This is a genomic window from Telluria sp. GW821-FHT07G12 (assembly GCF_059418525.1).
Map to the genome: position 1 here is coordinate 367,722 of NZ_JBWKQA010000003.1, position 25,283 is coordinate 393,004.

The 25,283-nt window shown below is 67.2% G+C and carries 20 protein-coding genes; 12 read left to right on the top strand and 8 right to left on the bottom strand.

Annotated elements, in window-relative coordinates:
• Positions 1-49 precede the first annotated feature (49 nt).
• Together AC07PE_RS14215 and AC07PE_RS14220 are read right to left on the bottom strand one after the other, a co-directional pair.
• A complete protein-coding gene (locus AC07PE_RS14215) occupies positions 50-1,795 on the bottom strand; it encodes an allantoate amidohydrolase (protein ID WP_498765450.1) in 1,746 nt (581 codons plus the stop codon).
• A 54-nt stretch (positions 1,796-1,849) separates the two neighbouring features.
• Positions 1,850-2,791, bottom strand: a complete 942-nt coding sequence (locus AC07PE_RS14220; protein ID WP_498765452.1) for a LysR substrate-binding domain-containing protein — start codon at positions 2,789-2,791, stop codon at positions 1,850-1,852.
• 122 nt (positions 2,792-2,913) lie between these two features.
• Here AC07PE_RS14220 and AC07PE_RS14225 point away from each other — a divergent pair, with 122 nt between their 5' ends.
• The 3 genes from AC07PE_RS14225 to AC07PE_RS14235 all read left to right on the top strand — a co-directional run bounded on the left by AC07PE_RS14225 (position 2,914) and on the right by AC07PE_RS14235 (position 6,003).
• Positions 2,914-4,146, top strand: coding sequence for a urate hydroxylase PuuD (locus tag AC07PE_RS14225; RefSeq protein WP_498765453.1), 1,233 nt, complete (start codon positions 2,914-2,916; stop codon positions 4,144-4,146).
• A gap of 7 nt (positions 4,147-4,153) precedes the next feature.
• Positions 4,154-5,386, top strand: coding sequence for an ArgE/DapE family deacylase (locus AC07PE_RS14230; protein WP_498765455.1), 1,233 nt, complete (start codon positions 4,154-4,156; stop codon positions 5,384-5,386).
• Positions 5,387-5,481: 95 nt separating this feature from the next.
• A complete protein-coding gene (locus tag AC07PE_RS14235) occupies positions 5,482-6,003 on the top strand; it encodes a DUF2726 domain-containing protein (RefSeq protein WP_498765457.1) in 522 nt (173 codons plus the stop codon).
• Positions 6,004-6,006: 3 nt separating this feature from the next.
• Here the strand turns inward: AC07PE_RS14235 and AC07PE_RS14240 are convergent, their stop codons facing one another.
• The 4 genes from AC07PE_RS14240 to AC07PE_RS14255 form a co-directional block, all read right to left on the bottom strand.
• Positions 6,007-8,211, bottom strand: coding sequence for an RIFT barrel domain-containing protein (locus AC07PE_RS14240; protein WP_498765459.1), 2,205 nt, complete (start codon positions 8,209-8,211; stop codon positions 6,007-6,009).
• A gap of 55 nt (positions 8,212-8,266) precedes the next feature.
• Complete coding sequence (locus tag AC07PE_RS14245) at positions 8,267-10,672, bottom strand: S9 family peptidase (RefSeq protein ID WP_498765461.1); 2,406 nt, start codon at positions 10,670-10,672, stop codon at positions 8,267-8,269.
• Between the two features lie 172 nt (positions 10,673-10,844).
• Positions 10,845-10,988: a hypothetical protein gene (locus AC07PE_RS14250; RefSeq protein WP_498765463.1), complete on the bottom strand. Its 144-nt coding sequence runs from the start codon at positions 10,986-10,988 to the stop codon at positions 10,845-10,847.
• Positions 10,989-11,002: 14 nt separating this feature from the next.
• Positions 11,003-11,266, bottom strand: a complete 264-nt coding sequence (locus AC07PE_RS14255; RefSeq protein WP_498765465.1) for a hypothetical protein — start codon at positions 11,264-11,266, stop codon at positions 11,003-11,005.
• A gap of 212 nt (positions 11,267-11,478) precedes the next feature.
• Here AC07PE_RS14255 and AC07PE_RS14260 point away from each other — a divergent pair, with 212 nt between their 5' ends.
• The 8 genes from AC07PE_RS14260 to AC07PE_RS14295 all read left to right on the top strand — a co-directional run bounded on the left by AC07PE_RS14260 (position 11,479) and on the right by AC07PE_RS14295 (position 22,320).
• Positions 11,479-12,111, top strand: a complete 633-nt coding sequence (locus tag AC07PE_RS14260) for an ANTAR domain-containing response regulator (RefSeq protein WP_498765467.1) — start codon at positions 11,479-11,481, stop codon at positions 12,109-12,111.
• A complete protein-coding gene (locus AC07PE_RS14265; RefSeq protein ID WP_498765469.1) occupies positions 12,108-13,271 on the top strand; it encodes a CmpA/NrtA family ABC transporter substrate-binding protein in 1,164 nt (387 codons plus the stop codon). The genes AC07PE_RS14260 and AC07PE_RS14265 overlap by 4 nt, the downstream gene beginning before the upstream one ends.
• Before the next feature lie 195 nt (positions 13,272-13,466).
• Positions 13,467-14,759: an MFS transporter gene (locus tag AC07PE_RS14270; protein ID WP_498765471.1), complete on the top strand. Its 1,293-nt coding sequence runs from the start codon at positions 13,467-13,469 to the stop codon at positions 14,757-14,759.
• 12 nt (positions 14,760-14,771) lie between these two features.
• Positions 14,772-17,300, top strand: coding sequence for a nitrite reductase large subunit NirB (gene nirB / locus AC07PE_RS14275; protein WP_498765473.1), 2,529 nt, complete (start codon positions 14,772-14,774; stop codon positions 17,298-17,300).
• A gap of 17 nt (positions 17,301-17,317) precedes the next feature.
• The gene (gene nirD, locus AC07PE_RS14280; protein WP_498765475.1) at positions 17,318-17,665 is read left to right on the top strand and encodes a nitrite reductase small subunit NirD; all 348 of its coding nucleotides are present in this window, start codon (positions 17,318-17,320) and stop codon (positions 17,663-17,665) included.
• Positions 17,666-17,667: 2 nt separating this feature from the next.
• Positions 17,668-18,885, top strand: coding sequence for an NAD(P)/FAD-dependent oxidoreductase (locus tag AC07PE_RS14285; RefSeq protein ID WP_498765478.1), 1,218 nt, complete (start codon positions 17,668-17,670; stop codon positions 18,883-18,885).
• Between the two features lie 12 nt (positions 18,886-18,897).
• Complete coding sequence (locus AC07PE_RS14290; protein WP_498765480.1) at positions 18,898-21,579, top strand: molybdopterin-dependent oxidoreductase; 2,682 nt, start codon at positions 18,898-18,900, stop codon at positions 21,577-21,579.
• A gap of 102 nt (positions 21,580-21,681) precedes the next feature.
• Positions 21,682-22,320: a head GIN domain-containing protein gene (locus tag AC07PE_RS14295; protein WP_498765482.1), complete on the top strand. Its 639-nt coding sequence runs from the start codon at positions 21,682-21,684 to the stop codon at positions 22,318-22,320.
• A 6-nt stretch (positions 22,321-22,326) separates the two neighbouring features.
• On the opposite strand, the gene AC07PE_RS14300 is transcribed toward AC07PE_RS14295, so the two are convergent.
• Positions 22,327-23,271 carry a LysR family transcriptional regulator gene (locus AC07PE_RS14300; protein ID WP_498766063.1) on the bottom strand — a complete coding sequence of 315 codons (945 nt, stop codon included), beginning with the start codon at positions 23,269-23,271 and terminating at the stop codon, positions 22,327-22,329.
• 95 nt (positions 23,272-23,366) lie between these two features.
• Between AC07PE_RS14300 and AC07PE_RS14305 the strand changes: the two genes are divergently transcribed.
• A complete protein-coding gene (locus tag AC07PE_RS14305) occupies positions 23,367-24,566 on the top strand; it encodes an MFS transporter (protein WP_498765484.1) in 1,200 nt (399 codons plus the stop codon).
• On the opposite strand, the gene AC07PE_RS14310 is transcribed toward AC07PE_RS14305, so the two are convergent.
• Entirely contained in the window at positions 24,567-25,217 is a 651-nt protein-coding gene (locus AC07PE_RS14310) for a glutathione S-transferase family protein (RefSeq protein WP_498765486.1), read from the bottom strand.
• Positions 25,218-25,283: the final 66 nt, after the last annotated feature.

Sequence of the window (25,283 nt, forward strand, 5' to 3'; positions counted from 1 at the left end):
CTCCTTGTTGACGGTGAATACCTCCTTGCCGCCAAAAGGTTCAAACGATTCAGCGGTAGTGTCGCAAAAAGTCGAGCAAGACGCGCGCCGCGATGTCGGCATCGTCCGCCGTCATGGTCTCCAGCGGATTATGGCTGATGCCGCCGTTGCCGCAGCGCGTGAACAGCATTGCAACCTCGGTCACGGCCGCCATCGCCATCGCATCGTGGCCGGCGCCGGACAGCAGGTCGAAGCGCGGCAGGCCGGCGCGCTGTACGGCCTCGCCCAGCTGGTCCATCAGGCGCGGGGCGCAGGGCGCGGCTTGGGCCTCGACCAGCTGCTCGACGCTGAATTCGATGCCGCGCCGCGCGCAGATGGCCTCGATGCCGTCCATGACATCCTTCACTGCCGCGGTGCGCTCGGCGTCGGTGGCCGAGCGGATGTCGAGCGACAGGCGGCAGCGGCCCGGCACCACGTTGACCGAACCGTCCGGCACCGCAAGCTGGCCGACCGTGCCGACCAGGGTGCCCTTGCCGGAGCAGCGCTGCTCGACCAGCAGCACGATCTCGGCCGCCGCGGCGGCGGCATCACGCCGCATATACATCGGAGTGGTGCCGGCGTGGCTGGCCAGCCCTTCCAGCTCGACCAGGTAGCGCGAGCTGCCGGCAATCGCCGTGACGACGCCCAGCGCCAGGCCTTTTTCCAGCAGCACCGGCCCCTGCTCGATGTGGACTTCGACATAGCCGAGCAGCTTTGCCGGATCGCGCGCGATGGCCGGGATCTGTTGCGGATCGTGGCCGGCCTGCTGCAGGGCCTCGCGCATCGTCACGCCGGCGGCATCCTGGCGCTCCAGCAGGGACAGGTCGAAATGCCCCGTCACCGCATGGCTGCCGAGGAAGGTGGAACGAAAGCGCACGCCTTCCTCTTCCGCAAAGCCGATGACTTCGAGGTGGTAGGGCAGGCGCTCGCCGCGCGCGTGCAGATCCTTCACGATCGCGATCGGCAGCAGGATGCCGAGGCGGCCGTCGTACTTGCCGCCGTTGCGCACGGTGTCGTAGTGGGAGCCGGTGATCAGCGTTTTCGCAGCCGGGTCGAGGGCGGCGTAGCGGCCGACCACGTTGCCGACCGCGTCGATGTGCACGTCCATGCCGGCATCAACCATCCAGCCGGCGATTCGCGCGGCGGTCTGCAGGTGGCCCGGCGTCATGTAGGCGCAGGTCAGGCCCTGCTCGTCGTCCGAGATGGCGCCGATCTCTTCGCACCATGCCATGATGGCCGGGCCGTAGGCCAGCTCGACGCCCAGCAGCGCGTTCAGGCGGATCTCGGCGATGCGGTGCACCTGGCGCAGCGCTTCCTGCAGCTCGTCCTGGCGGCGCTGCTTGAGGCGCCGCTCGAAGGTCGCGATGATGGCCTGGCGCGTCAGACCCTTGCCGGTCGGGCCCTTCACCGCGAGGATGAAGGGGAAGCCGAACTTGTCGTTGTAGGCGGCGTTCAGGCGGTGGAGAAGCGCGAATTCCTCGGGGCTGCAGCGGTCCAGGCCGGAGGCCGCCTGCTCGCCGGTCGACTCCGCCGTGAGTTCGCCCGCGATCGCGGCCTTGCCGGCCAGCTCCGGGTGGGCGCGCAGCAGGGACAGCTGCTCGTCTTCGCTGGCTTGCGTGACGGCGTCCTGCAGCGCCAGCTTGAGGGCGGCCAGGCTGGCGAAGGGACGGTGGGCGGCGGCGCGCTCCGGAATCCACGGCGAATGCTCGTAGATGCCGCGTAGCTGGTCGACGAAGCTGGCGGTGTCGCAGCTGTTCAGGTGGGCTAGGGTAGTCATGGCGTGATGATAAATCCTGCAGATGTCCCGTTCATATGCTAACCCTGATGATCGTTATTCGGGTTTGACCAGCGCTTTCGCGGCAGCGGTAATCTGGTCCCGCAGCCACTTGTGCTCCGGCGACTGGTGCACCCGCTGATGCCACAGCTGATAGAAGCGCATCGGCGGGAACTTGATCGGCACCGTGAAATTCTTCAGCGGCAGGGTGCGTTCGTAGAAGCGGATAAACTGGCGGCCGGTGGTCAGCACCAGGTCGGTCTGGGTCAGCATGTAGGGGATCAGGCCGAAGTAGGGCGATTCGACCGCCACCTTGCGCTGCAGGCCTTCGCGCTCCAGGAAAGCGTCGATGACGCCGTGGTAGCCCGGCAGCATGGGCGAGGGCGCCACGTGCGGCAGGCTGAGGTAGTCTTCGAGCGTCATCGCGTCGCCAGCAGTGCGCTTGGCGTAGGCGCTGTCGGCGCGCATGGTGCAGATGATCGGATCCTCGAACAGCTTGGAGATGTGCAGGTGGGCGGGCGGCTCGTCCCAGTTGGCGATCACCAGGTCGATCTCGCCGTCCGACAGCATGCGCAGGTAATCCGTGCCGGCGCCCAGGTGGTGAATGGCGACTTTGCTGTTCGGCGCGCCGCGCCGGATCGAGGCCACCACATTCGGCAGGAACTGCGTGTCCAGGTAGTCGGGTGCGGCAATGTGGAAGGTGCGCGCCGCCTGCTCGGGCACGAAGGGCGACTTCTTGATGAACAGGCTCTCGGTTTCGTCGAGGATGCGCTTGGCCGGCTTGAGCAGGCTCTCGCCGTGCTGGGTCGGCACCATGCCGCGCGCGCCGCGCACCAGCAACGGATCGCCAGTCAGCTCGCGCAGTTTGCGCAGCGAAGCCGAGATCGAAGGCTGCGGCTGGTTCAGTTTCAGGGCCACGCGCGACACGTTCTTCTCCACCAGCAGCAGGTAGAGGATGCGGATCAGGTGCAGGTCGAGGTGCTGGGGCAGGCTGCTCATGAAGATTCGATTCGTATATGCGTGTGCTTATGTTGAATATACGGTATTTTTCATGTTGAATAAATGGAAACCGGTTTATCTTGTGGTAATCACGCGCAGTCTGCTCTAGAAAAAGGATTCAAATGGAATACCTGCTTCCCTACGGCCTCGAATGGATGAACCTGCTGGTTCGCTGGCTGCACATCATTACCGGCATCGCCTGGATCGGCGCTTCCTTCTATTTCGTCTGGCTCGACAACTCGCTGCGGCCACCGGCGCCTGGCGGCGAACTGGCGAAGAAGGGCGTGGCCGGCGAGTTGTGGGCGGTGCATGGCGGCGGCTTCTACAACCCGCAAAAATACCTGGTCGCCCCCGCCGAGCTGCCGGCCGACCTGCACTGGTTCAAGTGGGAAGCCTATTCGACCTGGCTGTCGGGCTTCGCGCTGCTGACCATCGTGTATTACTTCAATGCCCAGGCCATGATGGTCGACCGCGGCGTGGCCGACCTGTCGAGCTGGCAGGCGGTGGGCATCGGCCTCGGCAGCCTGGTGGTGGGCTGGGTGGTCTACGACCTGCTGTGCCGCTCGAAACTGGGCAAGCACGACCTGGCCTTCGGCGCCGTCGTCTTCGCCCTGCTGGTCGGCGCGACCTGGGTGCTGACCCACTACCTGAGCGGGCGCGCGGCCTACATCCACGTCGGCGCGATGATCGGCACCATCATGGTCGCCAACGTGGCCATGGTCATCATTCCGGGCCAGCGCAAGATGGTGAATGCGATGATCGCCGGCGAGAAGCCCGACCCCATCTACGGCATCCGCGGCAAGCAGCGCAGCGTGCACAACAACTACTTCACCTTGCCGGTGCTGTTCATCATGATCAGCAACCACTTCGCGATGACCTACCGCCACGAGCATGCCTGGGCGGTGCTGGCCGGGATCATGCTGGCCGGCGTCTTCATCCGCCACTTCTTCAACCTGCGCCACAAGGGCCGGGTCGAATGGCAGTATCCTGCGGTGGGCGTGGTGCTGCTGCTGGCGGTGGCGATCGCGATCGCGCCGAAACCGCCGGCTGCTTCGGCTGCTTCGACCGGCGCCAACGCCAATGTGGGCGCACAGTTTGCCGCGGTCCAGGGCATCATCCAGCAGCGCTGCGTATCCTGCCATGCGGCGCATCCGACGCAGCCCGGCTTCGCCACCGCGCCGGCCGGCGTGATGCTGGACGACCCGCACGGGATCTCGCAGAACGCGCAGCGCATCTACCAGCAGGCGGTGCAGCTGAAGGCCATGCCGCTGGCGAACATGACGAACATGACGGACGCCGAACGCGCCAGGCTTGCAGCCTGGTTCGAGAGCGGCGCCCAAACTGGAACCAATTGAGCTGACCATGGAACAAGCACAAGAAAAACTGCTGCAATGGATCGACGCCCACTTCGACGAAGAGGTGGCTTTCCTGCAGGAGATGATCCGCATCCCGACCGACACCCCGCCCGGCAACAACGCGCCGCACGCGGACGCGGTGGCCGAGAAGGTGGCGGCGTATGGCTGGCAGGCCGAGAAGCACGCCGTGCCCGAGGAGCGCGTGCGCGACTACGGCATGCAGAGCATCACCAACCTGATCGTGCGCCGCCCCTACGCCGCGGGCGGACCGACCGTGGCCCTGAATGCCCATGGCGACGTGGTGCCGCCGGGCGAGGGCTGGACCAAGCCTCCCTACGGCGGCGTGATCGAGGACGGTTTCATCTACGGCCGCGCGGCGGCAGTATCGAAGAGCGACTTCGCCACCTTCATCTTCGCCACGCGCGCGCTCGAATCCCTGGGTGTGCCGCTGAAGGGTGCGCTGGAGCTGCACTTCACCTACGACGAGGAATTCGGCGGCCTGCTCGGTCCCGGCTACCTGCTGGAACAGAACCTGACCAAGCCCGACTTCGTGATCGCCGCCGGCTTTGCCTACGATATCGTCACCGCCCACAACGCCTGCCTGCAGCTGGAGATCACGGTGCACGGCAAGGCCGGCCATGGCGCGATGCCGGAGACGGCGGTCGATGCCTTGCAGGCCGCGACGCGCATCCTGAATGCGATTTACGGCCAGCTGCCCGAGCTCAAGAAGATCAAGTCGCAAGTCCCCGGCATCGATTCCCCCACCATGCTGGTCGGCCGCATCGACGGCGGCACCAACACCAATGTGGTGCCGGGCAAGGTGGTCATGAAGATGGACCGCCGCATGATCCCGGAAGAAGATCCGGTGGCGGTGGAAGCCCAGGTGCGCGCGCTGATCGAGGATGCGGTGAAGGACTGCCCCGGCATCCGCCTCGAGATCCGGCGCCTGCTGCTGTCGCACGCGCTGCGGCCGCTGGCGGGCGGCGAAAAACTGGTCGAGAGCCTGCAGCGCAACGGCCAGGCCGTCATGGGCGAAGCGCCGCAAGCCAAGGGCACGCCGCTGTACGCGGATGCGCGCCTGTACGGCGAGCGCGGCATCCCGGCCGTGCTGTATGGCGCCGGACCGCGCACGGTGCCGGAATCGAATGCCAAGAAGGCGGACGAGAAGCTGAACCTCGAAGACCTGCGCAAGGCGACCAAGGTGGTGGCGCTGAGCTTGCTCGATCTGCTGGGAGAGTGAAGGCGCCGGCCGGCGCCGTGACAAAGCGTGGATTTTCCGGGCCCTCTTGCTTGCTATCCTGCTGATCTTGCAAACGGATAGCAAAGAGATCGGCCATGAATATCGCGTTCTTCGTCTTGCCAGTGCTGCTGGTGCTGGTGCTGCTCATGAAGCTGGTGCTTGCCAATGCAGGCAAGCGCGCGCCGGAGCCGAAATACAAACGCAGCCCCATCATGACGGAGAACGAGCTGGAGTTTTTCGGCCGGCTGGTCGCCGCCCTGCCGGAGCATTACATCTTTCCCCAAGTGGCGATGTCGGCCCTGCTGGCACCCGCCAACACGGACCGCAAGCAGGCGCACAGCGACCGGCTGCGCATCGCACAGCAGCGCATCGACTACGTGGTCTGCAACAGGCGCTGCGAAGTCGTCGCCGTCGTCGAGCTGGACGACCGCACCCATTCGAAGGTGAAGGACCAGCTGCGCGACGGCCGCCTGGAGCAGGCCGGCTTCAGGACGGTGCGTTTCCAGTCGCGCCAGAAGCCGCCGGCGGCCGAGATCCGCGCCGCCATTCTTCCGCCGGCGGTTTCGCCCACCGCGCCGGTCCCGGCCGCCGCCGCTCCTGTCGAAGTACAGGCCTGATTCCTACTGCCGTGCCCCGCGCGGCACGATCGCAAACTGCGGCGCCGTCCCGTAATCGGGCTTGACGCTGCGCGCCATGAACCTGCGCCACGCTTCCTGTCCCGCCTTGCCGCCGACGTCGGCCGCATAGGCCAGCGCCGGCTGCAGGTTGGCGGGAAAGCCGCCGGTGCTGTCCGCGTAGCCGGTCATTTCTCCGCGTTTGAGCTTGAGGGCCTGTGCCAGCTCGCTGCTGTCGCAGTCCAGCCTGGCGATTTCGGGCGGCAGGCTGGCCTTCCAGGCTTCCGCCATGCTCGCGTAGACGGGGGAGGTCGAGGACTCGCGCACGATGAGCGTGTAGATGGAGGCGTTGATCCAGCAGGCGCCGGGCGCCGTCATGCGCAGGATCGGGAACTTCGCTTTCCAGGCCAGCAGGCGCTTGGCATCCTCGAATCCGAAGTCGGCAAGATGGCCCACCGCGGCGGTGAAGAAGTCATCCATCCACGGCGCCACGCCGGTGCCATTGTTGTAGACGAAGGCGTAGCCGTTGGCGATGAAGCCCAGCTTGTTCGCCTTGGGGTTGTCGGTGTACTCGGCGTTGTACCAGTCCAGGTTACTCTTGAGGATGCGCTGGAAGTCCTTCTTCAAGGGATCGGCGTCCGGCGCGATGTAAGCAGCTTCGCCCAGCGTACGCAAGCCCCAGGCCTGGCCGCGCACCTGCTCGGGCTTGAGCAGGCCCTTGATGTTTTCGCGGTAGCTCGGATTGGAATGGAGCACGTCGAACATCGCCCAGAATTCCAGCTCTTCCAGGTAATAGAAGTCGCCGGTCAGCAAATAGGGCAGGTAGGCGAAGGAGGGCTGGTGCGACACGTCCTGCACATAGGGAGTCTTGCAGGCGTCCTTGGGACAGGGCGGGAAGGCTTCCGATTTGCCGGTCTTCGGGTTCCGGGTGTCGCTCGCTTCCCCGACGATGGTCATGTAGGGGAAGTCGATCAGGCTGACGGGCCGGCCGGTGTTGCGGTTGCGGTAGTGCACGGACCAGCTGCCCGCCAGCTCGGCGGTGCCGAGCGTGACTTCCGCGGCGCGCTTGTCCATGCTGAGCAGGTGCATCGCGGCCCAGCCGGGCAGCAGGCCGATGTCGTTGCGCCCGCCGGTGGTCGGCATGTAGGCGACCGCCAGGCCGATGCCCATCGGTTCCGTCTTCGCCCCGTTCCAGCCTGCCTTCAGCTCGGCCAGCGCACGGTCGGCAACCTGCACCGAGCGGTCATAGTTCGGCAGCGCGCGCGAGGCCATCAGATAGGCGCTGTCGTGGCGCAGGTGCACTGCCGGGACCTCGCCCCACCAGAAGGTCTTGCGCCAGCGCGCCTGGTTGTAGTGAACCAGGCCCTGCTTCGCATACGCTTCCTTGCCGCCCACCGTGATCAGGGCGTCGTAGGTTTCGTTGCGCGGGTTCTGCTGGAAAGCCCAGGCGTTCTCGATGCTGACGTCGACGCGCGCCTTGCCCAGCGCGCGGTACCAGCGCACCGCGAAGCGCGCGCTCAGGCGCGGATGCTCCACGCCCTTCTCGTTCCTGAGCGGGGCCGAGACCAGCCACTCGGTCACCAGGGGACCGTCCAGCCAGACCTCGGACTTCTGGCGCAGCAGCTTGTCGGCGGAGGCGGTCCAGGCCTCGCCGGCGATGGTGGCGCTGGCCGTGGCCGTGAAGCCGGCGTCGAGCAAGGCTTGCGCGGAAGCCGGCGCGCCCGGTTTCGCGGCGCCCGCCTTGTTCTTTTCCTTGTTGTGGTCGATGAGCAGCGCCAGCGCCTGCGACCCCGATTTGCCGGCGCCCGGCAGCACGGCGCTGATCACCGCATGCCGCACCGAGCCGTCCGGGTGGGTGGCCTTGACGTCGACCTGCAGCGGCACCGTATGGCCGTCGGGCAGGCGGCCCAGCAGCGCGTCGCTGCGTTTCAGGTCGCCCTGGGCGAACACCTGGCCGAAGCTGAGCGGAATCGGCGTCTTGCCGCCGGCGTCTCCGGTTTCCACGACCACGCCCGTGATGCCGTCGCCCCAGTCCGGCGTGGCCTGTCCCGGCGCTGCAGCCGGGGAGTTGGCCGATCCCGCACCGGTATAGCGCGACTGCAGCACCTTCTGCGCGTCGAGCTGGCCGGTGTCGGGCAGGCTCTGGGCATGGATGGCGGTGGGCAGCAGGCTGGCAAGGAGCAGGACGGACGGCAGGCGGAAGACAGGCATGGGATATCGGCAGCTGAAATGAAAAAGGCGCCCGAAGGCGCCCCGATGATACCGCTTACTGCGCCGTGGATGGCGCCGGCTGCTTGAGCGTGCGCTCGAACAGCTGGTAGATGCGGCGGTATTCATCGTACCAGCTCTCCGGCTGCACGAAGGAATGGCGCTCCATCGGGTAGGGCGCCAGTTCCCAGTTGTCCTTCTTCAGCTCGATCAGGCGCTGGGCCATGCGCACCGAGTCCTGGAAAAACACGTTGTCGTCGACCATGCCGTGCGCGATCAGCAGGTTGCCCTTCAGGTTCTGCGCATACTCGATCGGCGAGGACACTTTATAGGCTTCCGGATCGACATCCGGCGTATTCAGGATGTTGGCGGTGTACTCGTGGTTATAGGTGGTCCAGTCGGTGACCGGGCGCAGCGCGGCGCCCGATTTGAACACCTCCGGTGCGCGCAGCAGCGCCATGAAGGTCATGAAGCCGCCGTAGCTGCCGCCGTAGACGCCGACGTTCTTCGCATCGCCCTGCTGGTTGGCGACCATCCAGTTCACGCCGTCCAGGTAGTCCTCCAGCTCCGGGTGACCCATCTGGCGGTAGATCGCGTTGCGCCATTTGGCGCCATAGCCTTTCGAGGCGCGGTAGTCCATGTCCAGCACCACGTAGCCCTTCTGCACCAGCAGGTTGTGGAACATCTGCTCGCGGAAGTAGGGCGTATAGCGGTGCGAGACGTTCTGCAGGTAGCCGGCGCCGTGCACGAACATCACCACCGGATATTGTTTACCCGGTTCGAGCTGGGCCGGGCGATACAGCTTGGACCAGATCGGCTCCGCGCCATGGGTCGAGGGGACCGCCACGAATTGCGGCTGGATCCAGTCGCGGGCCTTGAAGTCGGCGCTGCGGGTGTCGGTCAGCTTGACCGCCTCGCCTCCATGCGAGGGCAGGGTGGCGATCTGCGGCGGCAGGTAGGGGCCGGAGTAATGGACCAGCAGCTTGCGCTGGTCCGGCGACAGGCGGAAGTCCTCGACGCCGCCATCCAGGCTGCTGACTTCACGGGTGGCGCCATCCTTCGCATTGACGGCGCAGACCTCGTAGGTACCCGGGGTCTTGCGGTTGCAGAGCAGCCAGGCGGTGTCGCCATCGCGCGACCAGGCCACGTCCGAGGCTTCCCACTTGCCGGAGGTGAGGGCACGGGTGCGGCCGCCGGCGTCCAGCGTGTACAGGTGCGAGTAGCCGCTTTCCTCGGACAGGTACCACAGGGTGCCGTTGTCCGGCAGCCAGCCGAATTCGCTGTTGTCGAAGTTGACCCAGGCCTGATCCGTCAGGCGGTGCACCGGCTTGAGCGCGGCGCGCGGCAGGTCGACGGTGGCGATCCAGCGGTCCTTGTTGTCGACCGAGCGCAGCATCACCGCGGCATTCGCGCCGTTGCTGCTCCACACGACCGTTTCGCCGCCGAAGCCGATCTTGACCGGGCGGTTGCCCTTGATCGCCTCGAGCTTGTGCTCGGTACGCAGCGCAGCCAGCGGATCGTCCTTGATGCCCGGCAGGACGTCGAAGGACAGGTCCTTCACCTCGCGCGTCTGCAGGTTGACGAGCTTGAGGCCGTGCGGGCGCGGGTCCTTGCGTCCGACGCGGGTGCGCTCGTCCGAAGTCTCTTCGTAGCCCGATTCCGTCACGTAGCGCGGCATCTTGCCGGCGCGGCCCTTGTCGGCGTCCTTCGGACCAGTGACCACCAGCAGCCAGCGCCCGTCCGGCGACAGGTGCGAGGTGACGATCGCCAGCTTGTCGCCGAGGTAGACCGGGGCCGGCGCGCGGGTCGGGTCGGCGCGGCGCTCTTCTTCGGCGCGGTTGCGCTGGGCTTCGCGTTCGTCCTTCTGGCGCTTGAGAGTGGCGATCAGGCGCAGCTGCATGTCGCGTAGCGCGTCCGCTTCCGGAGCGGCATTCGGATCCTTGGCGGCGCGCGGCACTGCCACCGGCGAGATCAGGCGGCTGGCGCGGTCCCAGCTGGCCCAGTCGTCGCCGACGCGGAACTGCACGCTGCGGCCGTCGGCGGAATACTGCACGGCGCCGATGGCGACGCCGCTCGCACGCGAGATCTGCACCAGCTCACCGGTCTTCAGGTCGCGCTCGAACAGGTCGCCGTTGCGCAGCAGGATGGCGCGGGTGCGTTCGCGGTTGTACGCGACGTCGGGGCTGTCGATCTTGGCCAGCTCGGCATCGCTCACTAGCCTGGCCTTGTCGATGCCGGCGGTGGCGTTGGTCTGGAAAATGTCGCGTAGCGGCGAACCGGTGCGCTTCTGTTTGTACAGGACCTGCTTGCCGTCCCAGCTCCACCATGCGGCTTCCACCGGCGTGCCGATCCAGTCGGGATGGGCCATGGCCTGGTCGAGGGTCACCGGCGTGGAGGCCAGGACAGGAGCGGCCAGCAGGGCGGCCAGGACGGTGAGAGCGGAAGCGGAGAGAGGAAGGCGCATCGTCGGTTGTCGGAGTAGAAATTGCAAAAAAACATTCTAGCTCAGCCGACATTAATGCAGGGCGGGAATTCTATATGCATGCGTCGCGTGCATGCGTACGTACGGGCCGTAAACGACGACGCCCGGCCAATGCCGGGCGTGTGGAGAAGCGAGCGGTACGACTGGTCGGTGCTTAGCCGACTTCCTTCATTTGCGGGTGTTCCGCGATCCACAGTTCGGCCGGGGTGGTCACGGACGGGTTGCGGATGAAGAAGACGATGCGGGTGACGATGGCCAGGGCCGAGATGGCGACGGTGACGTATTCGACTGGAGTCATGATGATGTCCTCGATTATTTGGAAGCGAGATTGCGCAGTTCGGCCGACAGGGCCGGGCTATGGGATTCCGCGTCGGCGGCCAGCGACAGCAGTTCGCGGCGGCTCTTCTGGTTGGCGCGGGCGATGGCGATGCTGGCCGGCTGGCCGGCGTCGTGCACGAACCAGCCGCCGTGTGCGGCATACAGTTCGATCGCGAAGTCGCGGATGTTGCGGACGGTCTCTGCAAACTGGTGGCGCAGTCCCTTGTCCTGCGCCTGGGTGATGGTTGCTGTGCTCATGAAGTTCTCCCGATAAATACTGTGATGTTGCGTTGCAGTATAGGTAGACTTCAGAAATAAGGGAACTTTTAGTTCGTGATGTTCTCCATTAGTTTTGTGAATGTTTTCTGGAAGCAAACTGTGGCCGCTCTTTACTCCTGATATACGCATTGGAAATATCTCTCCGGATGCAGTCTCTTGGGTCTGGCCCAAAACTTGCATATCCCTAAGGCATGAATTCGCCCCCTTCCGTTCAGCGTCATCTGCGTATCGTCGTGGTCAACACCACGCCTTGCGTCGGCGAACAGGCCATGGTCGCCCAGGCGCAACGCAACACGGCGCTGCGCATCGGGCTGCTGGAATCCGGTTACGACATCGTCGCCTCGCTGCCCGCCGATATCTTCCTGCCCGAGCGGATCGCCCAGATCCAGCCGGACATGATCATCATCGACAGCGAATCCGACGCCCGCGACGTGCTCGAGCACATCGTGATCGCCACGCGCGACGAGCCGCGCCCCATCGTGCTATTCACCGACGACCAGGACCCGGCAAGAATGGACGCCGCCATCGACGCCGGCGTCTCGGCCTATATCGTGGCCGGGCTGCAGGCCGAGCGCGTGAAACCCGTGCTGGACGTGGCGCTGGCGCGCTTCCGGCGCGAGCGCAAGCTGCTGGACGAACTGTCGGATACCCGCCGCCAGCTGGCCGACCGCAAGCTGGTCGAGCGGGCCAAGGGCGTGCTGATGGCGCGCAGCGGCTTGAGCGAGGAGCAGGCTTTCCAGAAGCTGCGCAGCATGGCGATGAACCGGAAGTTGAAGCTGGGCGAGGTGGCGCAGCGGATTTTGGATGTGGAGGATTTACTTTGACAGGCGAACAAACCATCATTCGCGCCGGCTTCATGCCGCTCACCGACTGTGCGCCGCTGGTGATGGCTTCCGTGCTCGGCCTGGACGAACAATACGGCGTCAAGCTGGCCCTCAGCCGCGAGCATTCCTGGTCGGGCATGCGCGACCGCCTGATCGCGGGCAGCCTGGACGTGGCCCATGTGCTGTACGGACTGCTATATGGCGTGGAGATGGGCATCGGCTCGCGCGCCGTGCCCATGGCCGTGCTGATGAATTTGTCGCGCAACGGCCAGGCCATTACCCTGTCGCGCGCGCTGGCGGAGCAGGGCGTGGTCGACGGACCATCGCTGGCGGCCCACATGCGCCGCAGCCGCCGCAAGTTCACGTTTGCCCATACCTTCCCGACCGGGAACCACGCGATGTTCCTGTATTACTGGCTCGCCGCGGCCGGCATCGATCCGCTGCGCGACATCCAGGCCGCCACCGTGCCGCCGGGGCAGATGGCGGCCAGCCTGGCGGCAGGGCACATCGACGGCTTCTGCGCCGGCGAACCCTGGGGTGCGCTGGCGGTGCTGGACGGCAGCGGGGTCACGGTGGCGGCCAGCCAGGACGTCTGGCCCGACCATCCGGGCAAGGCGCTGGGCGCCACCGCCGCCTTCGCCGACGCCAATCCGCAGGCCTGCCGCGCGCTGGTGGCGGCGCTGCTGGAAGCGGGGCGCTGGATCGACGCCTCGCCCGAACACCGCGACGCCACCGCCGAGATCCTCGCCAGCCCGGCCTGGGTGAACGCCGGCCGCGACATCATCGGCGCGCGCCTGCAGGGCCGCTACGAAGACGGGCTGGGACGGCGCTGGCTCGACCCCGACCCGCTGCACTTCCACGCCCGCGGCGACGCGAACTTCCCCTGGCTGTCCGACGGCATGTGGTTCATGACCCAGCACCGGCGCTGGGGCCTGCTGCGCGAAGACCCGGACTACCTGGCGGTCGCCGCCCGCGTCAACCGGGTCGGCCTGTACCGCGAAGCCGCCGAGCTGGCGGGCGTGGCGGTGCCCGCCGGCCTGTTGCGCTCATCGGTGCTGATGGACGGCAGGGTCTGGAACGGCAGCGATCCGCTGGCTTATATCTCTGCCTTTGACGGTGCAGCGGCGCGCCCTGTTTTCGCGCATGGTGCACCGCAATGAAGCGCATGCGCTGAGCCTTGCGGCCCGCGCCAGAGGGAAGCCCGTCTGGCACGGCTCTTGCAAACACTCCCATCGAGGATCAACGGCGATCCCATGAACTAGAGTTTGACGGACAACGGCGTCCGCTGCACCCGAGCACATGCTGAATGTGCCCGGTTACGCAGCGGGCGCCTTTCTTTTTTTCGGGAGCGATTCATGGCCAAGGCAAATTCGATCAAGCTGTTCTCCTTCAGTACGCCGCAGATGCGTGCTTTTCACCTGACCTGGGTGGCCTTCTTTGTCTGCTTCTTCGCCTGGTTCGCCTGCGCGCCGCTGATGCCGGTCATCAAAGGCGAGTTCCACCTGTCGATGGCGCAGATCGCCGACATCAATATCGCGGCCGTCGCCATCACCATCATCGTGCGCCTGCTGGTGGGCCCGCTGTGCGACCGCTTCGGTCCGCGCAAGACCTATACCGGTCTGCTGGCCCTCGGCGCGATTCCCGCGCTGGGCGTGGCCATGGCCCAGAGCTACGAGAGCTTCCTGCTGTTCCGCCTCGGGATCGGCGCGGTCGGCGCCAGCTTCGTGATCACCCAGTACCACACCTCGGTGATGTTCGGCCCGCGCGTGGTCGGCACCGCCAACGCGGCGGCGGCCGGCTGGGGCAACAGCGGCGGCGGCGTCGCGCAAGCCACCATGCCGCTGCTGATGGGCGCCGTGATCATGCTGGGCGTGAGCGAGACCATGGGCTGGCGCGTGGCCCTGCTGGTGCCGGGCGTGCTGATGCTGGTGATGGCGGTGGTGTACTGGAAGTTCACCCAGGACTGCCCGGAAGGGAATTTTGCGGAACTGCGCGCGGCCGGCATCCCCTTCGAAGCCAGCGGCAAGGGCGGCATGGACAGCTTCCTCGAGGCCTGCCGCAATTACCGCGCATGGCTGCTGTTCGTCACCTACGGCGCCTGCTTCGGCATCGAACTCTTCATCCACAACGTCGCCGCCGTCTATTACGTCGACCACTTCAAGCTCTCGCTGCCCCAGGCCGGCATGGCCGCCGGCAGCTTCGGCCTGCTGGCCCTGTTCGCCCGCGCCCTCGGCGGCTGGCTGTCCGACAAGGCCGCGGCAAAGGGTAGCCTGAACAGCCGCGTCAACCTGCTCTTCATCCTGATGGTGGGCGAGGGCCTGGGCCTGCTGTGGTTCTCGCAGACCGCCAGCGTGGCGCTGGCCATCGTGGCGATGCTGGCCTTCGGCATGTGCACCCACATGGCTTGCGGCGCCACCTACGCGCTGGTGCCCTTCGTGAACCGCAAGGCGCTGGGCGGCGTGGCCGGCATCGTCGGCGCTGGCGGCAACGTCGGCGCGGTGCTGGCCGGCTTCCTGATGAAAGGCACCGGCGACGTGCGCCAGACCCTGTTCATCCTCGGCGGCGCGGTGCTGCTGTCGAGCGCCTGTGCCATCGGCGTGCGCTTTGGCGCCACGGCTGCCGAAGCCCCGGCGCCTGCTGCGGCTTAAAGGATAGGTACCATGAAACTGATCGTCATCGGCCACGGCATGGTGGGCCACAAATTTCTCGAAACCCTGTACGGCGATGCCGGCGCGTCCGCCTTTGACGTGACCGTGCTGTGCGAAGAGCCGCGTCCGGCCTATGACCGCGTGCACCTGTCGGAGTTCTTTGCCGGCCGCAGTGCCGACGAGCTGTCGCTGGTGGTGCCAGGTTTCTTCGAACGTCCCGGTCTGGCGCTGAAGCTGAACGCCAAGGTGATGGCGGTCGACCGCGCGGCGAAAAGCGTGACTTTGGCCGATGGCGAGGTGCTGGGCTACGACAAGCTGGTGTTCGCCACCGGGTCGTCTCCCTTCGTGCCGCCGGTCCCGGGCCGTGAGCGGGACGGCTGCTTCGTCTACCGCACCATCGAAGACCTGGAAGCGATGCTGGCTTGCGGCTCCAGGGCGCGCTCCGGCGTGGTGATCGGCGGCGGCCTGCTGGGCCTCGAATGCGCGAAGGCGCTGCGCGACATGCAGCTCGACACCCACGTGGTCGAATTTGCGCCGCGCCTGATGGCGGTGCAGGTCGACGAGCTGGGCGGCCGCATGCTGCGCGGCCGTATCGAGGAACTGGGCGTGACGGTCCACACGCAAAAGAACACGCTGCGCATCGTCGACGGCGAAGCCGCCACCCACCGCATGGAGTTTGCCGACGGCAGCTTCCTGGAAACCGACATGATCGTGTTCTCGGCCGGTATCCGTCCGCGCGACGAGCTGGCGCGCGCCAGCGGCCTGGAACTCGGCCCGCGCGGCGGCATCGCCATCGACGATGCCTGCCTGAGCTCCGATCCGGACGTGTATGCGATCGGCGAGTGCGCCGCATGGAAGGGCCAGACCTTCGGCCTGGTGGCCCCGGGTTACGACATGGCGCGCACCGTGGCGCGGGCGCTGCTCGGTAAGGAAGGGACTTTTCTAGGTGCCGACATGAGCACCAAGCTGAAACTGATGGGCGTGGACGTGGCCTCGATCGGCGATGCGCACGCGAACACGCCGGGCAGCCGCAGCTTCCAGTTCAGCGACGAGCGCAAGCAGGTCTACAAGAAGATCGTCGTCTCCGATTGCGGCAAGCGCCTGCTGGGCGCGGTGCTGGTCGGCGACGCCGCCGAATACGGCAACCTGCTGCAGACCATGCTGAACGGCCTGAAGCTGCCCGCCGCGCCCGAGTTCCTGATCCTGCCGCAGAGCGAAGGCGGCGTGGCGCCCGCGATCGGCGTGGAGGCGCTGCCGGCAACGGCCCAGGTCTGCTCCTGCAACGCGGTCAGCAAGGGCGCCATCGTCGATGCGGTGGCGGGCGGCGCCTGCGACATCGCAGCGGTAAAAGCCTGCACCATGGCCGGCACCTCCTGCGGCGGCTGCGTGCCGCTGGTGAACCAGATCATGAAGGCCGAGATGGCGAAGGCCGGGCTTGCCGTCAGCAATCACCTGTGCGAGCACTTCCCGTACTCGCGCCAGGAGCTGCACCACCTCGTTCGTATTGGCGGGATCAGGAGCTTCGGCGAGCTGCTGGGCAAGCACGGCAAGGGCCTGGGCTGCGACATCTGCAAGCCGGTCGCCGCGAACATCCTGGCCTCGACCTGGAACGATTTCGTGCTGAAGCCGGAGCACGCCAGCCTGCAGGATTCGAACGACTACTTCCTCGGCAATATCCAGAAGGACGGCACCTATTCCGTGGTGCCGCGCATGCCGGGCGGCGAAGTCACGCCGGACGGCCTGATCGCGGTGGGGCAGGTGGCCAAGAAGTACGGCCTGTACACCAAGATCACTGGCGGCGCCCGCGTGGACATGTTCGGCGCCCGCGTCGACCAGCTGCCGCTGATCTGGGAAGAGCTCATCGCGGCCGGCTTCGGATCCGGCCACGCCTACGGCAAGTCCCTGCGCACCGTGAAATCCTGCGTCGGCTCGACCTGGTGCCGCTACGGCGTCGGCGACAGCATCGGCTTCGGCATCGCGCTGGAGAACCGCTATAAAGGCCTGCGCGCGCCGCACAAGATCAAGTTCGGCGTGTCCGGCTGCACCCGCGAATGCGCCGAAGCCCAGGGCAAGGACGTCGGCCTGATCGCCACCGACAAGGGCTGGAACCTCTACGTGTGCGGCAATGGCGGCATGAAGCCGCGCCATGCCGAACTGCTGGCGTCGAACTTGAATGAAGAAGAAGTCGTGAAGCTGGTCGACCGCTTCCTGATGTTCTACGTGCGCACCGGCGACCGCCTGCAGCGCACCAGCACCTGGCGCGAGAGCCTCGAGGGCGGCCTGGACTACCTGAAGCAGGTGGTGGTCGAGGACAGCCTGGGCATCGCCGCCGAGCTGGAAGCCGACATGCAGCGCGTGGTCGACAGCTATGCCGACGAGTGGAAGAACGCGGTCGAGGACCCGGCCGTGCGTGCGCGCTTCCGCAGCTTCGTCAACGCCGAGGGCGTCGACGACAACGTGGTCTTCATGCCGGAACGCGGCCAGGTGCGGCCCGCGAAACCGGAAGAACGCCGCGTCATCCCCATCATCCGCAGCGCCTGATCTATTAGGAGACAAACATGCATCGCGACATTCAGCTCAACCAATGGAACGCCGTCTGCCCCCTCGATCGCATCGTGCCCGATACCGGCGTCTGTGCACTGCTCAACGGCAGGCAAGTGGCGGTGTTCCGCGTCGGCGCCGAGGAGCCCAGCCTGTTCGCCATCGATAACTACGACCCGAACTCGCATGCGGCCGTGCTGTCGCGCGGCCTGGTCGGCAGCATCGGCGAGCGCGTGGTGGTGGCCTCGCCCATCTACAAGCAGCACTTCGACCTGCGCACCGGCGAATGCCTTGAGGCGCCGCACAACTCGGTGTCCAGCTATCCGGTGCGGGTCCAGGACGGCCAGGTCTGGGTCGGGGCCTGAACATGGACAAGCCATCGCTGGTCGTGATCGGCAACGGCATGGCCGGCATGCGCACGGTCGAGGAGCTGCTCAAGCTCGCCCCCGACATGTACGGCATCACCGTGTTCGGCGCCGAGCCGCACGGGAACTACAACCGCATCCTCTTGTCTCCGGTGCTGGCGGGCGAAAAGACGGTCGACGACATCATGCTGCACACGCGCGAGTGGTATGCGGCGAATGGTATTACCCTGCATGCCGGCGATCCGGTGCTGCGCATCGACCGCAAGCGCCGCATCGTGCATGCGAGGTCCGGCCTGGCGGCGCGCTACGACCGCCTGCTGATCGCCACCGGCTCGAAGCCCTTCATCGTGCCGGTGCCGGGCCATGAGCTGCCCGGCGTGATCGGCTTCCGCGACCTGCACGACGTCGACGCCATGCTGGCGGCCGCGCGCACGGGCGGCAGCGCGGTCGTGATCGGCGGCGGCCTGCTCGGGCTGGAAGCGGCCAACGGCCTGCTGCGCCAGGGGATGGACGTGACGGTGGTGCACGTGACCGCCAGCCTGATGAACCAGCAGCTGGACGGACCCGCCGCCGAGCTGCTGCGCGCCTCGTTGGAGCGGCGCGGCCTGCGCATCCTGCTGAGCCGCCAGACCGCCGCCATCGAAGGGGAGGGGCGCGTACAGACGGTGCGCTTCGCCGACGGCGAGACCGTTCCTGCCGACCTGGTCGTGATGGCGGCCGGCGTGCGCCCCAACGTGGAACTGGCGAAGACGGCCGGCCTGCACGTCGAGCGCGCGATCGTGGTCGACGACACCCTGCAGACCTACGACCCGCGCGTCTACGCGGTCGGCGAATGCGTGCAGCACCGCCGCGCCACCTTCGGCCTGGTGGCGCCGATCTGGGACCAGGCGCGCGTCTGCGCGGCCCACCTGGCAGGCAGCGGCCACCGCCGCTACGTGCAGCAGGCCACCGCCACCAAGCTGAAGGTGACGGGCGTGGACCTGTACTCGGCCGGCGACATCGTCGGCGGCGAGGGCAGCGAAGACCTGGTGCTGCGCGACCGCCGCGGCGGCGTCTATAAACGCTTGGTGGTGAGCGGCCGCCGCCTGACGGGCGCGGTGCTGTACGGCGACGTCGCCGACGGCCCCTGGTACTTCGAACTGATCCAGAACCGCACCGATATCTCGGCCATCCGCAACCAGCTGCTGTTTGGCCAGGCGCAATCCGTGCTTGCGGCCTGACCTGGAGTTTTCATGAAATTGTCCGCCATTCCGACCACCGTTCGCACCACCTGTCCTTATTGCGGCGTCGGCTGCGGCGTGCGCGCCCAGGTCGGCCAGGACGGTTCGCTTGCCATCGCTGGTGATGAGAACCACCCTGCCAGCCAGGGCCGCCTGTGCGTGAAGGGCTCGGCGCTGGGCGAGACCGTCGGCCTCGAGGGCCGTCTGCTGACGCCGATGCTGCGTTCGGAAGAAGGTTTGCGCGAGGCCTCGTGGCCGGAAGCGCTCGACAAAGTGGCCGACGGCTTCCGGAAGATCATCGCCGAGCACGGCCCGGACGCGGTCGCCCTGTATGTGTCGGGCCAGCTTCTGACCGAGGATTACTACGTCGCCAACAAGTTCATGAAGGGCTATGTCGGCAGCGCGAACATCGACACCAATTCGCGCCTGTGCATGTCGGCGGCGGTGGCCGGCCACAAGCGCGCCTTCGGCGAAGACATCGTGCCCGGCTGTTACGAAGACTTCGAGCTGGCCGACCTGGTGGTGCTGGTCGGCTCCAACGCCGCCTGGTGCCACCCGACCCTGTACCAGCGCATCGTCCGCGCGAAGGAAGCGCGGCCGGGTATGCGCGTGGTGGTGATCGACCCGCGCCGCACCGCCACCTGCGACCTGGCCGACCTGCACCTGCCGCTCAAGCCGGGCAGCGACGTCTGGCTGTTCAATGGCTTGCTGAGCTATCTCGCTACCCAGGGCGCGCTGGCCGGCGACTACGTGGAAGCGCATACCGCCTGCATCGAAGACGCGCTGGAGGCGGCCGGCGAAAGCGGCGATCTGCAGGTGGTGGCGAAAGCCTGCCGCCTCGCCCCGCAGCAGCTGCTGGCCTTCTACGAACTGTTCGCGCAGAACGAGAAAACCGTCACCGCCTTCACCATGGGCGTGAACCAGTCCTCCAGCGGCGCCGACAAGGTCAACGCCATCATCAACTGCCATCTCGCCACCGGCCGCATCGGCCGCCCCGGCATGGGGCCGTTCTCGCTGACCGGGCAGCCGAACGCGATGGGCGGCCGGGAAGTGGGCGGCCTGGCGAACATGCTGGCGGCCCACATGGACATCGAGGACCCGTCCCAGCGCGCCGCCGTGCAGGCCTTCTGGGATGCGCCGCGCATGGCGGACAAGCCCGGCCTGAAAGCGGTCGACCTGTTCCGCGCGATCGAGGCGGGCAAGGTCAAGGCCGTGTGGATCATGGCAACCAATCCGCTGGTCAGCCTGCCGGATGCGGACCAGGCCCGGCGCGCCCTGGAAAAGTGCGAGCTGGTGGTGGCCTCCGACATCGTGCTGGGCACCGACACGAATGCGCTGGCCGACGTCCTGCTGCCGGCCCTGGGCTGGGGCGAGAAGGATGGCACGGTCACGAATTCCGAGCGCTGCATCTCGCGCCAGCGTGCCTTCCTGTCGGCGCCGGGGCAGGCGCGGCCGGACTGGCAGATCGTGTGCGACGTCGCGCGCCGCATGGGCTTTACGGGTTTCGATTTCGCGGCGCCGCAGCAGATCTTCGACGAGCATGCGCGCCTGTCCAGCTGGCAGAACGGCGCCAGCGGCCAGCGCCGCCGCGTGTTCGACATCGCCGGCCTGGCCGGCCTGAGCCGCGCGGAATACGATGCGCTGGAGCCGGTGCAGTGGCCCGTGCGCCGGCCCGGAGACCGTGCAAAGCGCCTGTTCGGCGACGGCCGCTTCGCTTACCCGGACGGCAAGGCGCGCTTCGTCGCCACCCGCGCGCGCCTGCCCGAGAACCTGCCGGACGCCGAGTTCCCGCTGGTGCTGAACACCGGCCGCGTGCGCGACCAGTGGCACACGATGACCCGCACCGGCCGCTCCGTCAAACTGGCCGAACACGTGCCGGAACCTTTCCTTGACCTGCACCCGCAGGATGCGCTGCTGTGCGGCGTGAAGGAAGGGGAACTGGCGCGCGTGACCAGCAACTGGGGTTCGAGCGTGGCGCGCGTGCGGCACGGCGGCGGCATCGCGCGCGGCAGCGTCTTCATGCCCATTCACTGGAGCGGGCAGACGGCGTCCGACGCGCGCGTGGGCGCGGTCGTGAACCCGGCGGTCGACCCGGTGTCGGGCGAGCCGGAGTTCAAGCACACGCCGGTGCGGGTCGAGCCTTTCGGCGTGAACTGGTACGGCTTCATTCTCAGCCGCAGCGAGCTGCCGCTGGAGGAGGCGGCCAACTGGACCCGCATCCAGGGCAGTGACTTCGTCCGCTACGAGCTGGCGGGACGCAAGCCCTTCGCCGATGCCGGCAACTGGGCGCGCAAGCTGCTGCAGGTCGAGGACGAAGACGCCGACTGGATCGAGCTCGAGGACCGCAACGGCGGCGTGTACCGCGCGGCCTTCCTGGTCGACGGCCGCATCGAGGCTTGCCTGTTCGTCTCGCAGCGCCAGGATCTGCCGGCGCGGGCTTGGCTGGCCCAGATGTTCGCCAAGGACGGCCTGAGCTCGCAGGACCGCATCGGGCTATTGTCCGGACGGGCGCGTGAGCAGGGCGTGGACCCGGGGCCGACCGTCTGCTCCTGCTTCGGCGTGGGCCGCAACACGATCCGCATCGCCATCGAAAAGCACGGCCTGAAGGATGCGGCTGCGGTTACTGCTTGCGTCAAGGCGGGCGGCAATTGCGGCTCCTGCGTGCCGGAGATACGGGCGCTGCTGGCGCAATAAACGCAGGCCATCCCGCGAAAATCGCAGTTCGTCTCAAACTCCCGGCCGGGCAGGCATGCGATGCCTAGAATGGCTTCATCGTCAATCAACCGAGAGTCTGCGATGCGCTCATTTAGCCCAAGCCTTAGCCTTGCCCTTGCCGCCGCCCTGTCCTTTGCCGCCACCGCCCACGCGGACGACCAGGTGCGCAGCGCGCCGGCCTTCACCTCGATCAGCGTGCACGGTCCGATCAGCGTTACCGTCGATGCCGGCAAGGCGCAGTCGATGACCGTGCGCGGCGACGCCCGTTTCATCAAGGAGCTGAGCAGCGAAGTGGTCAACGGCGAACTGCGCCTGCGCCTGGACGACAAGAGCTACAAGAGCAGGCATGAGGATCCGCGCGTCGTCATCACGATGCCCACGCTGCGTTCGCTGGCGGTCGAAGGCGCCGGCGAGATCAAGCTGAACCAGATCCGTGGCGAACGCTTCGACGTCAACTATCGCGGCGCCGGCCGCATGGAGATCAACGGCGAGGTCAAGGCCTTCAGCATGCGGGCGGAAGGCGTCGGCGAAGTCGATGCCAAGGCGCTGCGCGCGAGCGACACGGACATCCGCTTCCGCGGCGTCGGCGAGGTCAGCGTCTACGCCAGCAACCGGCTCGACGCCGTGGTGCAGGGCATGGGCAACCTGACCTATTACGGCAAGCCTCGCACAGTGAACAAGAAGGCGTCGGGCATCGGTTCCGTCGAAGCCGGCGAATAAGCAGTTTCAGGCCGCGGGCAGGATGCCGAAAGCCTGCGGCACCGCCACCTTCATGATGTCGATGAAGCGCCGCAGCCGCGCCGGATAGAAGCGCGCCGGCGGATACAGCAGGTGGATGGGCAGCGGCGCCGCGCCCCAGTCCGGCGTCAGCTGCACCAGGCGCCCGGCTTCGAGCTCCTCGCGCAGCGCCCAGGACGAGCCGAGCGCCACGCCCACGCCCAGCAGGGCGGCGTTGCGCATCGCGTACAGGTTGTCGGTGTACATGCGCGGCTGAATCGGGAAGCGCAGCGTCTCGCCGCGCTGGCAGTGCGTCAGCGCCACCTCGTTGCGGTAGAAGGTCGACACCGCGATCCAGGGCAGGGCGGCCAGCTGCTCCGGATGCGTCGGCGCTTCGCGGCCTTCCAGCACGGAAGGCGCGCAGACCACGATGCGCGGCACCTCGCCCAGGCGGATCGCCACCACCGACGGATCGGGAATGTCGCCGACACGGATCGCGCAGTCGATGCCCTCGGCGATGAAATCCGGGGTGCGGTCGTGCAGGGTCCAGTCGACCGTCATCTTCGGATAGCGCTGCAGATACTCGGCCAGCGGCGCCACCAGCTGCTGCTGGCCGAAGGCGTGCGGCGCGATCACGCGCAGCAGCCCGACCGGCTCTTCGCCGGCGCCGCGGATCTCGCTTTCGAATTCCTGCCAGCCGGCGATCAGCTCCTTCGCGCGCGTGTAGCAGCGCATACCGTCGTCGGTCAGCTTCATCGCATGGGTGGAGCGCTGCAGCAGGCGCACACCCAGCGATTTCTCCAGCGTCTTGAGGCGCCGGCTGACGGTCGGCTGCGTGGTTTCCAGCAGGCGCGCCGCGGCCGACAGGCTGCCGGCATCGACGATGCGCACGAAGGTTTCCACGAGCATCATACGGTCGGCGGTGGAAACAACGCCATTCAGGTCGAGGTTCATACGTGCATCGTATAACAGTTCGACGTCCGGCGCGTCTACCATGTGCATTCCGGGCTAAGGATAATGGCTCCATCGTCAATCCAGCCAACACAGCCATGAACTCCGCTTCCACTACAGTGAAACCCGCCCAGCCCCATTTATCGTCATCGCTGACCTTTCTGCTGGCCGCCGGCACCGGCCTGACGGTCGCCGCCCTCTATTACAGCCAGCCGACCCTCGGGGTGCTGGCCGGCGACCTGCACGCCAGCCCGCGCGAGATCGGCTGGATCCCGACCCTGACCCAGCTCGGCTACGCGCTCGGCCTGCTGCTGCTCGCGCCCCTCGGCGACCGCTTCGACCGCCGCAACATCATCCTGCTGAAGGCGGCGATCCTGTGCGCGGCGCTGCTGCTGACCGGCTTCGCGCCCGGCCTCGGCGTGCTCCTGGTGGCCAGCCTGCTGGTCGGCCTGTTCGCGACGGTGGCCCAGGACATCGTCCCCGCCGCCGCCACGCTGGCGCCGGCCCATGAGCGCGGCAAGGCGGTCGGCACCGTGATGACCGGCCTGCTGATGGGCATCCTGCTGTCGCGCGTGGTGAGCGGCTTCGTCGCCGAGAACTTCGGCTGGCGCTCGATGTTTGTCGCGGCCGCCGTCAGCGTGGCCGTGCTGGCCGTGGTGCTGGCGCGCGGCCTGCCGCGCTTTGCGCCGACCACCAGCCATCCCTATCCGGAACTCCTGAAATCGCTGCTGCACCTGTGGGTCGAGTATCCGAAGCTGCGCCAGGCGGCGCTGGCCCAGGGCCTGCTGGCGCTCGGCTTCTCGGCCTTCTGGTCGACCCTGGCCGTGATGCTGCACGAGGCCCCGTTCCACCTGGGTTCCGCCGCTGCCGGCGCCTTCGGCCTGGCCGGCGCCGCCGGTGCGCTGGCCGCGCCCTTCGCCGGCCGTCTGGCGGACCGTCACGGCCCGGACTGGGTGCTGCGCATCGCCTGCGGCATCGCCGCGGTGTCGTTTGCGTCCATGCTGCTGATGCCGCTTCTGCCGGTGCAGGGCCAGCTGGCGCTGCTGGCCCTCGCCACGCTCGGCTTCGACCTGGGCGTGCAGGCCAGCCTGATCTCGCACCAGACCATCGTCTACGGCATCGCGCCGGAAGCGCGCAGCCGCCTGAACGCGGTCCTGATGACCTGCATGTTCATCGGCATGTCGGTGGGCGGCCTGCTCGGCGCCCAGGCGCTGGCCAGCTGGGGCTGGACCGGCGTGGTGCTGCTGGCGACCCTGGCTTCGGGCTGCGCTCTGCTGGTGCGCCTGAAAGCGAAATAATCAGCCTGGAAGCGGGGCCGTGTTGACGGCCAGCTGGGCGGCAAACGCCCGTTGATAGGCTGGCCGCGCCTCACCCCGCGCCACATACGCGGCCAGGGTCGGGAACTCTTCCAGCACACCCGATGGCCGCGCCCGCAGCAGCACCGACACCATCAGCAGGTCCCCTGCACTGAACTCGCCGTCCAGCCACTCGGCATCGCCCAGGCGCGCGGCCAGCTGCCGCAGGCGGCCTCGCACCCGGTCCAGCACCAGCGGCAGGCGCTCCGCGGCCCAGGGCTTGTCGCCCTCGAGGATCCGCGCCGTGAAGATCTCGAGGATAGGCGGCTCGATCGTATTCAGCGCGGCGAACATCCAGGTAATCGCCCGCGCCCTCGCATTCGGCTCGACCGGCAGCAGGCCGGGATAACGCTGGGAGAGGTGGAAGACGATCGCGCCGGTCTCGAACAGCGTCAGCCCGTCCTCTTCATAGGTCGGGATCTGGCCGAAAGGATGGATCGCCAGGTGCGCCGGCTCCTTCATCGAACGGTGCGGCACCAGGCGCACCTCGTAGGGCTGGCCGACTTCTTCCAGCGCCCAGCGCACGCGCGTGTCGCGCGCCAGTCCCTTGCCGCCGTCGGGCGAGCGTTCGAAAGCGGTGATGGTGATGGTCATGTGAAGGTTCTCCTTGGTCCGTGGCATGAGCCTACCTGCGAATGGCTCAGCGGGCAATCAGGTCCT

Excerpts from the sequence above, each read along its gene's own strand:
- AC07PE_RS14295 (WP_498765482.1), top strand. The coding sequence starts at position 21,682 with ATGCGCTCATTTAGCCCAAGCCTTAGCCTTGCCCTTGCCGCCGCCCTG.
- AC07PE_RS14245 (WP_498765461.1), bottom strand. The coding sequence starts at position 10,672 with ATGCGCCTTCCTCTCTCCGCTTCCGCTCTCACCGTCCTGGCCGCCCTG.
- AC07PE_RS14290 (WP_498765480.1), top strand. The coding sequence starts at position 18,898 with ATGAAATTGTCCGCCATTCCGACCACCGTTCGCACCACCTGTCCTTAT.
- AC07PE_RS14270 (WP_498765471.1), top strand. The coding sequence starts at position 13,467 with ATGGCCAAGGCAAATTCGATCAAGCTGTTCTCCTTCAGTACGCCGCAG.
- AC07PE_RS14220 (WP_498765452.1), bottom strand. The coding sequence starts at position 2,791 with ATGAGCAGCCTGCCCCAGCACCTCGACCTGCACCTGATCCGCATCCTC.
- AC07PE_RS14225 (WP_498765453.1), top strand. The coding sequence starts at position 2,914 with ATGGAATACCTGCTTCCCTACGGCCTCGAATGGATGAACCTGCTGGTT.
- nirD (WP_498765475.1), top strand. The coding sequence starts at position 17,318 with ATGCATCGCGACATTCAGCTCAACCAATGGAACGCCGTCTGCCCCCTC.
- AC07PE_RS14250 (WP_498765463.1), bottom strand. The coding sequence starts at position 10,988 with ATGACTCCAGTCGAATACGTCACCGTCGCCATCTCGGCCCTGGCCATC.
- AC07PE_RS14285 (WP_498765478.1), top strand. The coding sequence starts at position 17,668 with ATGGACAAGCCATCGCTGGTCGTGATCGGCAACGGCATGGCCGGCATG.
- AC07PE_RS14230 (WP_498765455.1), top strand. The coding sequence starts at position 4,154 with ATGGAACAAGCACAAGAAAAACTGCTGCAATGGATCGACGCCCACTTC.
- AC07PE_RS14305 (WP_498765484.1), top strand. The coding sequence starts at position 23,367 with ATGAACTCCGCTTCCACTACAGTGAAACCCGCCCAGCCCCATTTATCG.
- nirB (WP_498765473.1), top strand. The coding sequence starts at position 14,772 with ATGAAACTGATCGTCATCGGCCACGGCATGGTGGGCCACAAATTTCTC.
- AC07PE_RS14310 (WP_498765486.1), bottom strand. The coding sequence starts at position 25,217 with ATGACCATCACCATCACCGCTTTCGAACGCTCGCCCGACGGCGGCAAG.
- AC07PE_RS14300 (WP_498766063.1), bottom strand. The coding sequence starts at position 23,271 with ATGAACCTCGACCTGAATGGCGTTGTTTCCACCGCCGACCGTATGATG.
- AC07PE_RS14260 (WP_498765467.1), top strand. The coding sequence starts at position 11,479 with ATGAATTCGCCCCCTTCCGTTCAGCGTCATCTGCGTATCGTCGTGGTC.
- AC07PE_RS14215 (WP_498765450.1), bottom strand. The coding sequence starts at position 1,795 with ATGACTACCCTAGCCCACCTGAACAGCTGCGACACCGCCAGCTTCGTC.
- AC07PE_RS14255 (WP_498765465.1), bottom strand. The coding sequence starts at position 11,266 with ATGAGCACAGCAACCATCACCCAGGCGCAGGACAAGGGACTGCGCCAC.
- AC07PE_RS14235 (WP_498765457.1), top strand. The coding sequence starts at position 5,482 with ATGAATATCGCGTTCTTCGTCTTGCCAGTGCTGCTGGTGCTGGTGCTG.
- AC07PE_RS14240 (WP_498765459.1), bottom strand. The coding sequence starts at position 8,211 with ATGCCTGTCTTCCGCCTGCCGTCCGTCCTGCTCCTTGCCAGCCTGCTG.